The sequence below is a fragment of the Streptomyces sp. NPDC050263 genome (assembly GCF_040655955.1).
Lineage (GTDB): Bacteria > Actinomycetota > Actinomycetes > Streptomycetales > Streptomycetaceae > Streptomyces.
The window spans coordinates 100,500-114,350 of sequence record NZ_JBFAKW010000017.1 but is presented as its reverse complement, the minus strand read 5'-3'; the positions used below and the strand labels follow the sequence as shown (position 1 = coordinate 114,350).

3 protein-coding genes are annotated in these 13,851 nt (G+C 69.9%); 1 reads left to right on the top strand and 2 read right to left on the bottom strand.

The window, feature by feature from the left end; all coding sequences use genetic code 11:
- The first annotated feature begins 1,073 nt into the window (after positions 1–1,073).
- Positions 1,074–6,026, top strand: coding sequence for a LamG-like jellyroll fold domain-containing protein (locus AB0J04_RS11240; RefSeq protein ID WP_363168102.1), 4,953 nt, complete (start codon positions 1,074–1,076; stop codon positions 6,024–6,026).
- Positions 6,027–6,142: 116 nt separating this feature from the next.
- Here the strand turns inward: AB0J04_RS11240 and AB0J04_RS11235 are convergent, their stop codons facing one another.
- Together AB0J04_RS11235 and AB0J04_RS11230 are read right to left on the bottom strand one after the other, a co-directional pair.
- A complete protein-coding gene (locus AB0J04_RS11235) occupies positions 6,143–6,808 on the bottom strand; it encodes a hypothetical protein (RefSeq protein WP_363168101.1) in 666 nt (221 codons plus the stop codon).
- A 429-nt stretch (positions 6,809–7,237) separates the two neighbouring features.
- A complete protein-coding gene (locus AB0J04_RS11230) occupies positions 7,238–13,783 on the bottom strand; it encodes an RHS repeat-associated core domain-containing protein (protein ID WP_363168100.1) in 6,546 nt (2,181 codons plus the stop codon).
- Between the last annotated feature and the right edge of the window lie 68 nt (positions 13,784–13,851).

Genomic DNA, 13,851 nt, shown 5'->3' with positions numbered 1-13,851 from the left:
GTTCAACTCCACCTCCTCGATCTCCTCGACACCGACATCGGACAGACCCGCTGGCCACAGACCTGAAACGGTGACCCGCGAAGTCCGGGTCTAGGAGCTCGGCCGGGGCGTCGTTGCCCCGCCCAGACCACGCTCGATGCGCGGGACCGTCCGCGCCACAGCAGGGGGCCAGTCGTGTGACGTGCGCTTTCTCCGTGTCGGCGGCGGCCTGCTCCTGTTCGTCGCCCTCCAACGGCGACAGCGACAGCGCCCCCGTCGGCGGCCGGCTCGCCCGCCAGCCCCGCCAGCCCGGCGTGCCGCTCAGCGACCACCCCCACGATCCGCCTCGGCGTGTTCTCCGCGTCCATCCGCCGCCCGTTGCGGGAGGTGAGCAGCGGCCTGGAGGCAAGCGCCGATGCGGCTGCTCTACGAACGCCGGACCGGCAGGCGAAGAGACCGGACCGGTAGGACGCGCCTCATTGTGTTAGCCGCTGTTAGACCGTCCGGCAGACCGATCACTTGAGGCGCCGGGTGGGCGTTCGGGTGCCAAGCGCACCGCCGAGGCAGCCATGCGGCGGGCCGGCCTACTGGCACCCCGCGTGGAAGCCGGTTCGCTGCCCAGTCTTCGCCACGCGCGGCCCGTATGGCCTGTGGGTGTTCGGCGATGCGGTCGCCCGTGCCCGCACCGAATGACGGAAGACGCTGGAACTGCAGGAACCGGCAGAGCGACGCTTCCACCCGGGAAAGGCGTCGTTCCGTCAACTACGCGACCCCGCCTCCCCCGTGAGGGCTGACAACGGGTCGGCGCGGGTCCCTGCCCGGACTCGCCGAGGCCCCGGCGACCGCCCGGCGACCACCTGCGCGAGATCTCCCGTCGGCCGGTAAACGCCAAGGTCGGCGCGTCGAAGATGTTTAGGGAACCCCTTGCCCGGATTAGCGATCCCCTTGCTCAGATTTGGGATGGACATGCCCGGCGAAGCCGCCGAGTCCGGACAGAATCTTCACAGCGGGGAGGGCGTACGGACAGGTCCCCGACCGCTCCCCACCCTTTGGCTCAGCCGGTCTTCCGGTGTCGACTTGGAGATTCTCAACCCATGCACATACCCCGCGCCGGCCGGCGCTCGGGCTGGTGCCGAGTCGCCGTGACCGGGCTTCTGGCCCTGGGTCTCGGCGTCTTCGGCCTCACCCCGGCCCAGGCCACCACCCCAAGTCCGCATGCGAGGAGTTCCACGGGCTCCACCGAGCCCCTCGGCAAGACCGCCCCCACGGCGAAGAACCTCGTCCCGCTGCCCAGCGGTTACGGTACGACCCCGGCCGAGCAGACCGCGATGCGGGCCGCGGCGGTCCGGGCGGCCCGCACCGGCAAGGCCGTTGCCGTCGACGCGCTGACCACGCCGACCGAGGTCGTCGAAGCCCTGCCTTCCGGAAAGTTCGGGCTCTCCTCCAACCCGATCCCGGTACGGGTCGAGCAGGCCGGCAAGTGGGCTCCGGTGGACCTGCGGCTGCGGCGGGAGGCCGACGGCACCTGGGCGCCCAGGGCCACCGCCTACGGAAGCGTCGCCTTCTCCGGTGGCGGCGACGGCCCGCTCGCGGTGACGAGTTCGGGCGGGGTGTCCCTGTCCTTGTCCTGGCCGACGAGGCTGCCCGCCCCGGTGGTCTCCGGCGAGACGGCGACCTACCGCTCCGTCATGGCCGGCGTGGACCTGCTGGTCTCGGCGACCCCCGCCGGGGGTCTGAGCGACACCCTGGTCGTGCACTCCGCGCGGGCCGCGAAGAACCCGGCGCTCTCCTCGTTGCGCCTGGGCGCGAAGGTGCGGGCCGGCCGGCTGACCCAGGACGCGGGAGGCACCCTGGTGGTGACCGACCGTCAGGGCCGCGTGGTCGCCGACGCGCCCGCCCCCTTGCAGTGGGACTCCAACCGCACCCTGCCCGCCACCCGTCTGCCCGCCGGCGCCAAGGTCGCGGCCGACGCCTCGGACGCCGGCCACCCCGGTCTCGCGGCCCGTGTCGCGCCCGTCCGCGCCAAGGTCGCCTCCGGAGCCCTGACGCTGCTGCCGGACGCCCGTATGCTCGCCGCCCGTTCGACCGTGTGGCCCGTCTACGTGGACCCGTCCGTCAACTGGCACCCCGTCGACTACACGAGTCCCGCGTTCGACGAGGTGAAGCAGGGCTGCCCGGGCACGTCGTTCTACAACAAGACGACGGCCCTCGCCGACAACGGCAACCTCGGCGTCGGCTACAACGGTTGGCCCGAGGGCTACTGCAACACCGGTGACGAGCACTCGGTCTACCAGTGGTCGCTGTCCAAGACCATCTGGGGTGCGACCATCAGCAGCGCCGAGGTGGACGCCACGGACATCTACTCCGCTTCGTGCTCGACCACCGCGACCGTGAACCTGCACTGGTCGAAGGGCATCGGCTCGGGCACCGACTGGAGCAACCGCCCCCACTACAACAGCTACTCCACCTCCGCGAGCTTCGGGCCGGCCTACAACCCCACGTACTGCCCTTCGAACGGGTCGGTCACGAACGGGCTCAACGTCCTCACCCCGATCAAGAGCGCGGCCAGTGGGCACTCCAGCAGCTTCACGGCGACACTGAGCGAGGACTCGATGGAGTCCAGCCACAACGACCTCGGGTTCAAGCGTTTCTCGCACAACCCCACGCTGCAGATCTTCTTCGACAACCCGCCGAACGCCCCGGCCGCAAGCACCATGTCGGCGGTTTCCGGCGCGGACGACGCGGCGTGCGACACCACCGGGCCGTACTACCCGTACATGGGCAAGACCATCGCCTCGACACCACCGGTGCTGAAGGCCAAGATCTCCGACCCGAACGCGGACAAACTCCAGGCGACCTTCCAGTACTGGATCGACGGATCCAGCACCAAGTCCACCCTGACCAGTGGCGACAACCTCTCCAGCAACACCTACGCGAGCGTGTCGCTGCCGTCGTCCTTCATCTCCGGGCTCACCAACGGCAAGACGGTGGACTGGGACGTCAAGATCAGCGACGGGATGACCAGCACCGCCTACACCCAGTCCCCCACCTGTCACTTCACGGCGGAGCCCACCGCGCCCGACACCCCGTCCGTGGTGTCGGAGAGCAACCTCTACCCGAACACCGATCAGAGCGACAGCGTGGTCGGTGCGGCCGCGGGCAGCGTCGGCAAGTTCGACCTCAAGGGCGCCGGCACGACCGCGACCGAATTCGTCTACCACCTCGACGTCCCGCCGACCACCAGCAACCCGCCGAGCGGCCAGTACGTCACCACTACCACCAACAGCGCGACCGTCTCCGTCACTCCGCCGTCCCCCGGCCCGCACACGCTGTACGTGTACTCGGTCGACGGCGCCGGTGACGACTCGGGCGAGTTCGCCTATCCGTTCATCGCCGCCGGGCATCCGGGCACCACGTGCGCCGGCCTGACCGCCTGCTTCGACAACATCGGCATCAGCTCCGACAGCAACATGGGCCAGGCCGACCTGGACGGATCCGGCAACAGCCTGTCCGCGACCGACATGGCGGGCGCCGGCTGGACGAGCGGCGGCAAGGTGACCGTCGACGGGGCCACTCTCACCCTGCCCGCCTTCGGCTCCGGCCAGAAGGACAACGTCCTGGCCGGCAACCAGACCATCACCTTCGGCGGTTCCGGCAACGCCCTGGTGTTCGTGGGCACCTCGACCGGCTCCGGCATGTCCAACCCGGGATCGATCGCGGGCGACTCCACGGCCCCCTACGTACCCGCCGGGACGTCGACCACCGGCAGTTACTGCTTCACGGGGACCACGCCGACCGGGGCCTGCCCCGGGACCGGCGCCATCACCTACGCGGACGGCACCAGCACCACCTACGACCTGACCGTCCCCGACTGGACCGCCGCGGTCAACCCCATCGCCGCCGTGGTCCTGCCGCACAAGAACGCGGCGGCCGGCCAGACCACCGCCTCCCGGCGCCTCTACGCCTTCTCCGTCCCCCTCGACCCGACCAAGACCATCTCCTCGGTCACCCTTCCCGACATCTCCACCGGCACCGGCCCGCACGAGCAGGCACTGCACATCTTCGCGATGGGCACGCGCAACACCACGGCGGGCACCCCGGAGGCGAACGGCACCTACGCCGGCGCGGCCTCCGGACAGTCCTGGAGCGGCGCCTGGGCCGACCCCAACGAGGGCAACTACGACTTCCTCAGCGGAAACTTCTCCAACCAGTCCTTCCGGATCGCGCTCAAGCCCTCGCTGTCGGGAGGCACGGTGCGCATCAAGCTGGACAACGGTCTGGGCACCAGCAAACTGTCCATCGGGCACGCCACGATCGCGCTCAGCTCCAACGCCGCATCCCCCTCCGCGGTACCCACCGGCACGATCACCACGTTGAAGTTCGGCGGCAGCCAGTCGGTCACCGTGCCCGAGGGCGGCATGGTGTACAGCGACCCGATCGGCTTCAACGTCACCGCGGGCCAGTACCTGTTGGTCTCCTACGATCTCACCAACTCCGTCCCCTACCTGGTCCAGCACTCCTATGCGACCGGCTCCTACGAATACGTCAGCTCCGTCGGCTCGGGCGACCTGACCACCGACACCACCGGCACGCCGTTCACCACCAACGCCGCCGCGTACGGCAACTTCACGGATCTCGTCACGGGCCTCGACGTGACGTCGGCGAACGTGCCCACCGAAGCCGTGCTGGGGGAAAACCTGGTCGACCCGTTCCAGCCGGGCACCACGCTGCCCAACTCCAACGGCTACCGCGTCTCCGACGCGCTGACCGCGGCCGCGCCCACGACCGCGACGCCCTACGGCGTGCTCGCCGAAGGCATCGAGTCCAACCAGCTGATGACCGACAACCCCGAGACGTACAACGGCTCCACCATCGGAGGACCGGCCGCCCTGTCCCGCATCGACCGCGACATCCTCGACCAGCCCGGTATCAGCACCGTCGTCGTCGACGAGGGACTGGAAGACCTGCTCGCCGGCAGCACCAGCGACGACCTGGAGGGCAACGGCTACACCGCCCTCGTCCAGCAACTGCAGGCATGGGGCATCGACGTCGTCCTCACCTCCCTCACCCCCTGCGACGGCTTCACGGGCGACGGCGCGACGCCCGACGACCCGTGCACCAGCACGGTCGACGGCTACCGCACCGACGTCAACGCCTTCCTCGGCGGAATGAACCTGGGCAACCCCTGGGCCACCCCGGCCGTGTACTTCGCCGACTTCGACGCCGCCGTCGCCGACCCCACCCTCGACGGCAACGGCGAGGAGCGACTCGCCTCCGGCGCCGACTCCGGCGATCACGTCAACCTCACCGACCCCGCCTTCGGCGCACTGTCCACCGCACTGCTGTCGCCCCAGGACACCTGGAACCTCGACGACGGCACCGGCATGCCGGTGGCGACCGACACCGCGGCGACCGACTCCCTGAACACCCTCAACGCCAATCTGGCCGATCCCGACGTCGGCAACAGTCCGCTCACCCTGAACGGCACGACGACCTGGACGACCGACGCCACCCGGGGCAGTGTCCTGGCCCTGGACGGCACGAGCGGTGACGCGACGAGCAGCGCTCAGGTGCTCGACACCACGGGCAGCTACTCGGTCTCGGCCTGGGTGAACCTGGCATCGCTGCCGACCCACAACGTCACGGTCGCCGCCCAGGACGGTACCGAGGACAGCGCCTTCTTCCTGAAGTACGACTACTCGTCCCAGAACAAGCCTGCCTGGTCGATGGCCTTCACCGACAGCGATGTGGCCGACCCGACGTCCCATGTGGCCTACTCGGCCGGAGCCACCGCCGGCACCTGGACCCACCTCGTCGGCACGTACAACGCCGCCACCCGCACCGGACGCCTCTACGTGGGCGGCGCCCTCGCCGCAACCACGACGGGAGTCACGCCCTGGAGCAGCACCGGCTCCTTCACCGTCGGACGCGCGCTCTACGACGGCAACCAGACCGACCACCTGCCCGGCATGGTCAGTGACGTCCAGGCCTGGAACTACACCCTGAGCGCCAACCAGATCACGGCGCTGTACCAGCAGATTCCCTGATCCCCGCAGACACACGGAGAGAGAGACGGACGGGACGGCTCGCACCGGAGCCGTCCCGTCCGTCTGTTCGTGTGTCTGTGTCTGTGTCTGTGTCTGTGTCTGTGTCTGCGGTCCGGCTACCGGAAGGAGATGCCGTTGAGCAGGTGTTGGATCAGCCGCAGTGCCCGCTCGGCGTCCCAGAGCCGGGGGGAGGCCAGGGGGCCGCTTTCGGCGACCAGTTCGTCCACGGGCAGGTCCCCGGAGGAGGGCAGGGCGAGCAGAAGCTCCTTCAGCAGAGCCCCGAAGTGCTCACCGACCGGTCCGGCCGCGGCCTGGTGAAGCCTCTCCCGCGCCGCCTCCACGGCAGCCGACCGGGCGCGGACGGCGGCCTCGTCGACCACCGCCCCGGGCGGCGGAGCGAAGTCCATGGACTGCAAGATCCCCTCGGCCACAGTCGCGTCGCCCGGTGCGGCACGCCACTCGCGCGCGTCCATGGCGTCCTGGGCGCGCCGCACGATTTCGGCCACCGCACGGGCGATCGGCCGGGGGTGCAGGGCGAGCGGGCGGCCCGTCCACTCCCCCGCGTACTCTGCGAACGACGGGTCGCCCTTGATGTCGCTGTCCACATCGATGTAGTCGATGTCGATCCTCTCGTGGGCCTCGGAGTGCTCCCACAGCAGCTCCACCGGGTGGTAGGCATGCTCATGCAGGAACTTCCACCACGCCTCTCGAGGGACCGGGGCATCGAGCAGTTGCAGCGTGATCCTGCACTGGTAACACACCACGTCAACGGGTTCGCACATGTCTTCCTCCACCCTTCCCAGCGTGGTCTCCACCCCACCAGGATCGATCACTTGTACTCGCGTCCACGCGAAGCCGCATCGTCGCCGCGCCGATTGTGGCGGGAGTGGTCATATGCGAGGTCGTCGAGGAACTCGCCGACCCGGCCCAGCGCACGTTCCGCGTCGAACGCAGCCGCCGGCACGAAGTCTCCCCGGTCCCTGAGGAGCTCCTCCGGCGCGATGGCGCTCGTGGGCCCGAGTACGTCGCAGAATGCCCGCAACGCCGCCGGGAGGTCTGCCGGGGCGTCGGGGGAAGGCCCCGGCAACGCGGTCGAAGGCGGCGCGGGCCCGCCCCACCGCCGCCGCGCGGGTCAGCGACATGTCTTCCTTGTCTCGTGAAACGGTCCGGCAGGAGGCGCGGCGCGGCGCCCCCTGCCGGTGGGAGGGCGCTCAGAAACCCTCTGCCTCCATCGCCCTCTCCTTGTTCAACAACCCGGCTCTCTCCGCGTCCGTGGGCCCGGAGCCGCCTCCGCCTCCGCCGCCCTTGCTCAGGTCATGGAGGCCGGAATCCCCCAGGTCATAGGTGCCGAGTTCCTCGCCGGTGTCGTCCACGACGCGGACGGTGTACCCACGCCACTTGGAGATGTCCCGGCCCGGCTGCTTCTGCCAGTCACCGAGCCATTTGTAGGCATCCGATGTCTTGGGCACCTGGAAGAAGATCTCGTTGATCTTCATTCCCTTGGCCTTGAGCTGCTTGGTGGCACTCGACAGCTGCTCCATGAACCGTGCCTGCTTGGGGTTCGCGATCGTCTTGACCTCGCGGTAGCCGACGACGTTCCCCTGGCGGTCCAGCAACTTGATGTCCGGGTTCTTCTGGCCCTGCTCGTTCTTTCCCTTCGCCTCCGGGTTCACCTCCGCCGTCGTGTCGTCCGGACCGCCCTCGAGGGATTTGTAGGCGTTCTCCTCGGTCAGCAGCGGTTTGCCGTCGGGGCCCTTGTGTTCGTTGCGGAGGCTGGAGGCGCCGGCGTCTGTGCCGCCCGACGCGGCCTCGTGCGTGGGATCGCCGCTCCCGCCGCCGCCGTCGCCGTCCTGTACCGCGTAGGCGATGTTCGGGCCCGCGACCGCCGCGATGGCGGTGGCGCTTCCGGAGACGGCCAGTCCGGTGCCCGCGACGTCGAGCGCCGCTCCCAGGGGAGCGCCGACGCCCGTCGCCATGAGGGCCGTGCCGCCCGTGTCGGCAGCCGCGCCCAGTATCAGTTCGCCGACTCCGAGGGCTGCCTGGGCCCAGTCGGTGCGCTGCATGACGTCGCCTGCGGTCTGGGCGAAGTCGGAGACGGCGTTGCCGATGGAGCTGAACCAGCTGTCTCCGGTGGGGTCGCTGCCGGTGACCGGGTCGTTCCCGCTGTAGTCGTAGCCGGAGATCTGCGTGGGGTCGGAGGACTCCAGGAGGGGGTCGAGGGAGACGAAACGACCGGTCTGTGCGTCGTACTCGCGGGCGCCGAGGTTCTCCAGGCCGGTGCCGGAGTCGGAGATTCCGCCGATGTAACCCTTGTCGCCGAGCCAGGAGCCGGCCGCGGCGCCGCGGACCTTGCCGAAGGGGAGGTACTGCCGGCGGGTGACTGCCTGGGTCTGGTAGTCGATGGAGAGGGTGTCGGTGCCCTGCCGGTCGGGGATCAGGTACTGGATGTCACCGCCGCTGCTGCGGGCCGCGATGGTGGTGGCGCCGAGGGTGTAGTACCGGGTGCCGCTGAGGGCGTGGCTGCTGGTGTTCTCGACGATCTCCTCGTCGTCGAGGTAGAGCGTGGCCTGACCGGGGCCGGTGCGCAGCACGAGGTTGCCGTCGGCGTCGTAGAGGTATCCGGTGCTCCCGGCGGAGGTGGTGTCGGTGGCCAGCTTGTCCTGGTCGTTCCAGGTCAGGGTCTGGTTTCCGAGGGCGCCGCCGCCCACGGCGGTGGTGTCACCCGCGCTGTCGTAGGTGTACGAGGCGGTGTCCGCCGTCGCGCCCGGTCCGGTGGCGGTGGTGGAGGTGACGGTGTGCGGCTGGTCGGTGGCCGAGCCGGGGGCCGGGTAGGCGTACGTGGTGGTGGTGTCGTGGGTGGTGTCGCCGCCGGTGTCGTGGTCGGTCTCGGTCAGCCGTTCGCCGTCGGCGCGGTAGGTCCAGCTCTCCCAGTAGGGGTCGGGCCCGCCGACCGTGGAGCTGCTGCCGGCCGCCGGGGCGTTGGCGCAGTGGTCGGTCGCGGTCCAGGCGGCGGACAGCCGTACGTTCCAGTCGTAGGCGTAGCACTGGGTGTCGGAGGTGGCGCCGCCGTTCTGCGCGTCGGTCACCGAGGCGAGCAGGCCGGTGCCCTTGGAGAGGTCGTTGTCGGACCACTTGTAGGAGGTGTCGTCGACGACGGTGGAACTGCTGGAGTCGGTGGTCTTGGCGTCGGTGGGCTGGTTGGTCTGGGGGTCGTACTGCAGGGTGAGGTCGACCCAGCCGGTGGTGGGGCCCATGGAGTACTGCAGCGGGTGGCCGTACTCGTCGTAGCCGACGGCGTTGACGTAGGTCCAGGCGGTGGTGCCGGTACTGGCCAGGCTGGTGGGGTCGCCGTACTGGTCGTACCCGGTGGCGATGGTCTCGGCGGGCAGCCCGCCGGCCGCGGCGTCCTGCTGGGTGGCCGGCGTGCCGGTGGTCTTGTAGGTGTACGAGGTGGTGTAGCCGCCGGAGGGGGCGAGGGCGGCTACGCCGGCCGGGAGGTCGGCGAGGGTGGTGCGGGTGGCGGCCGCCTCGCCCAGGTTGGTGTAGGCGAGGACGGTGTCGGTCACCGTGGGGCTGGACGTGCCGAGCTGGTAGGAGGCCGAGGAGGTGAGCAGACCCTTCTTGAGGGTGTCGTACGTCCAGGACGCGATCTGGTTGCCCGTGGAGGGGGTGGCGCCGCCCGTGGTGTCGTAGGCGGCCGTCTTCCGCCCGCCCCCGTCGTAGGAGTAACTGGTCGTCTTGGAGCGGGAGTCGGTGGTGGTGAGGATCTGTCCGGCGTTGTCGTACGTCGCGCTCGACGTGCCGGCGTCCGGGTCGCTCGCGGAGGTCTGGTCGCCGAGCAGGTCGTAGTGCCAGCTCCAGGCGTTGCCGGCCGGGTCGGTCTCGCCGGACTTCGAGCCGTCGGGGTTGTAGGTGTAGTGGGTGTCGGAGTAGTCGCCGCCGGGGTCGTCGACCGGGTCGGCCGGGACGCCGGAGTGGTACTGGTAGAGGTCCGTGACGTTGCCGCGGGCGTCGGTGAGCTGGGATTCGGCGACTCCGCCGGCCGGCGGGACGGTGGTGGTGAAGTTCCCGCCGAAGACCGTGCCGGTGTGCCAGGTCTCGGTGCCCAGCGCATAGGCGGTGGCCAGGGTCTTGCGGCCCGCTCCGTCGTAGGCGAAGCCGGTCTCGGAGGGGATCTGGCCGTCCTGCGCCTGGACGAGCGTGGTGCCCGGAGCGCCGGTGGTGTAGTAGGGGTTGGTGGTCTTGGCGACCCAGCCGTCGGTGTTGTAGACGGTGTCGGTGACGGTCCGTCCGCCGTCGACCGTGCCGGTCTGGGTCTCCCGAAGGCGCAGGAAGGAGTCGTAGAGCGACTCGCTGACGGCGTAGCTGCCGTCGTCGTTGAGCGTCTGGGTGCTCACCACGCTGGGCGAGGACTGCGAGAGCGCGTAGGTGTACTTGGCGGCGGCCGCGGTGATGCCGGGACGGAAGACCGCGGTGGTCCGTCCGAGGGCGTCGTACTGCGCCTTGGTGATGTAGCCGGCGGCGTCGGTCTTGCTCAGCTCCAGGCCGCGGAGCGGGTCGAGGGTCTCGGTGACGGTGTGGGTGAGCGGGTCGGTGGTGGTGACGGAGGTGGGTGAGGCGCCGGTCGTCGGCGTGTAGGCGATGTGGGTGGTGCGCTGGTCGGGGTCGGTGCTGGACAGGGTCCGGCCGTACTCGTCGACGGTCAGCGTGGACATCGTCGACCAGGTCGGTGTCGAGCCGCTGTAGGAGGTCACCTGCTGGATCGTCGTCGGGTCGCCGACGGTCGGCGCCGCCCCGAAGGTGGCCGAGCCGTCGTAGTAGATCCGTTTGTCCGACACGGCGTCACCGGGCAGCGAAGGGGTGTCGGCGCAGTCGGCCGAAACGGTGTCGGTCTCGTCGGGGGTGTCGAGGATCCAGGCCGAGGTGTTGTCGGCGTAGGCCGTGGTGGCGCAGATGTCGTCCGAGGCGGTGGAGACGTCGCCCTTGTCGTCGGACTTGGTCACCCGGCCGTCGGAGTCGTGGGTGCTGTCGGTCTCCGTCTCACGGGTGCTGCCGGAGGCGAGCGGGGTGTAGACCCGGGTGCGCGCGGTGCCCGTGAGATAGGCCTTCTGGGCGGGCAGCCCGCCGCCGGGCGTGTGCGTGGCGGTGGCCGGGGACGACCACGGGTCGGTGACGGTGTCGTTGACGGCCTTGCCCGAGTTCCACCCGTTGTAGAGGATCGTCTCGTACGTCATTCCCGCGTACTGGTCGGAGTCCGGGACGGCGGTGTCGCCGCGTGAGTCCGTGATGCTCGCCGACCGTGTCGCGCCGCCCGGCAGGGTGTCGCCGTCCATGCCGCGGAAGTAGGCGTAGTCCGTCTCCGTCTTCGGGTCCGGGGCGGTGCCCGTGGAGACCTTCATCCCCTGGTACCCGCGCCACTCGTTCCAGGTGCGCTGGTTCGAGGGGGTCAGCGGGTTGTCGTCGTGGTGCCAGGCCGGGCTGCCGACGGGGGTGTAGGTGGTGACCGTGTCGTCGGCGACCCCGCCGCCGGTCGGGTCCTGCTGGGTGACGGTGGTGACGATGTACTTGTTGAACCAGTCCTTGATCGGCGAGGTCGACCCGCTGGGCGTCCAGTACGACGGGAAGCACAGCGAGGTGTTCTGGCTGTCGTCGCCCGGCGTCGAACTCCCGCACGCCGGGGCCGAGTAGCCGACGCTGATGACCTCGCCGGACTCGGTGGTGATCGTGTTCAACCGGTAGCGGGTGATGGGTGCGTAACCGTCCGTCAGGTCGACGCGGTTGGACATCGGTGTACCGGAGAAGGTGACCGGCGCCGTGCTCAGCGAGCCCGTCGAGCCGCCGGCGCTCGTGTCCTGGCCGGTGCGCACGATGGACGACAGCCACAGCGAGGGGGTCGTGGCGTCGCCGGTGGCCGGGAAGGCGTAGGTGAACGCCCAGGAGTCCACGTTGGTCTCGGTCGTCCCGACAAGTTCCTGCGTCTGGACGCCGGTCAGCTCGTACTCGGACCAGAAGGACGGTGACTGCGAGGTGCAGGAGGCGCCGTTGGCGCAGTTCAGGTCGTAGGGGACGTCCGGCCAGTTCGTGGCCGTCGAGGAGGACAGGCCGGAGACCGCGCAGCCGGTCGGGGCGGTCTTGCAGCGCCCGTTGTAGGTGAAGGAGATCTGGGCGTCGGGGCTGGTGGAGTAGACCGAGCCGTCGCGCTGGCCGTACTGGATCCTCGTCAGCCGTGCGTCGCGTGTGTAGGGCGTGTTGGCGGTGCTGCCCAGGTCCCGCGCGTAGTAGTCGGTGTCGTCGGTGTAGAAGGACGACATCACGTCGCCGTGGGTGTCCTTGACGTAGTCCAGCATCCATCGGTAGCCCTGCTGGCACCAGGAGGAGGAGAAGGTGGCGTTGTAGCACGGCTGCCCGGAGGCCGTCGCGTAGACCGGCTCGGTCAGCACCGAGTTCGTGGCCGTGTTACCGCTGGCGTATCCGGGCAGGTGGTTGAGGCCGAAGGTGTACTGGGTGCCGTCGGGGGTGGTGACGCGGAAGTACTCACCGTTCTGGGCTCCGTTGGAGGCCCCGGTCAGGTACTGGATCCGCTCGTCGGTGTCGCCCTGGGCTCGGTAGGTCCCGGTGGTGTCGTCCTTGATGATCGAGGTGGTCGATCCGTTGAGCGACAGCGTCAACTGGTTGTCGTCGGACCAGCAGTTGTCCCAGGTCTTCGTCGTCCCCGACGGGTTCTGGTGGCAGGACCGGTAGGAACGCTCGATGTAGTTCTCCGGCAGCGAGAAGCCGTCGCCGACGATGGACGCCTGGTTGTTGGTCGAGGAGGTCAGTCCGTCGACGCTCTGCGAGTTGTAGTTGATCTTCAGGCCCGGGGTGAGCCCGCCCGGGACGGCAGGGGCGCTGAGCGGGTAGGACCAGTCGAAGGCGTCGGTGCTGCCGCCCGCCAGCCATGAACCTGACGGCTTGAGAGACGTGGCGGTGAAGTCACCGCCACCGCCGCCGCCGGACGACGACGTCGCGGCGAACACCATCACGGCCGGCGCGGCGGAAGCCTTCGCGGTGGAAGCGTTCGCGGCGGAAGCCTTCGCGGTGGAAGCCTTCGCGGTGGGCGCTGAGACCGTGGACGAGCTCAGTGCCACATCGGCAAAGACCCGGCCGGTGTCGGCGTCGTTGCTGGACTTCAGGGCGGTCGCGGTCCGGCAGGCAGGCGCCTTCGGGGTGGTCAGCGCACACGCGGGCAGCGCGACCAGCCGCAGCCGGGAGGCCCAGTCCGCGCCGTAGGCGTCGGCGAACGACCGGTAGTCCACGGTCAGACGCGCCGTGCGCGCCTGAGTCCCCGCGTCGGGTACGACGCTCAGCAGGACGCCGTCGACACCCGCGGCCTGCGCGGCCGACCGGGGCAGTACCGTGACCGTCGCACGGCTCGCGGACCGGCTCGACGCGGCGTGCGATGCGGCGGCGGCCGGCGACGTGGCGGCGGCGTGCGATGTGCCGGCGGTGTGGCCCGCTGTACCGAGCCACACCGGCAGGGACCCGGCTCGCCCTCCGGCACCGGGCAGGTCGACGCGGGCGGAGCCCGTGGGCCAGACCACCTTGGCCGGCTTCCAGGAGAGCAGCTTCTTCGGCTTGAGGTAGTGCGAGGTGACCGCGTGGACCGGGACCGGCTCGGTGTTCCGTGGGACGGGCGGCTGCCGGTGCGCCGCGGGCGCGGCGGCCAGGGTCGTCAGCGCGACGGCCATCGTCACCGCCGTCGCGAGGAGGCCCCGCACGAGGGAAGGCCGGGGTATACGTCTCCCCGTTCCGATGGTCGGTTGGTTTTCTCCCTTTGCCATAGCAG

Coding starts and splice junctions, on each gene's coding strand:
- AB0J04_RS11240 (WP_363168102.1), top strand. CDS start 1,074: ATGCACATACCCCGCGCCGGCCGGCGCTCGGGCTGGTGCCGAGTCGCC.
- AB0J04_RS11235 (WP_363168101.1), bottom strand. CDS start 6,808: ATGTGCGAACCCGTTGACGTGGTGTGTTACCAGTGCAGGATCACGCTG.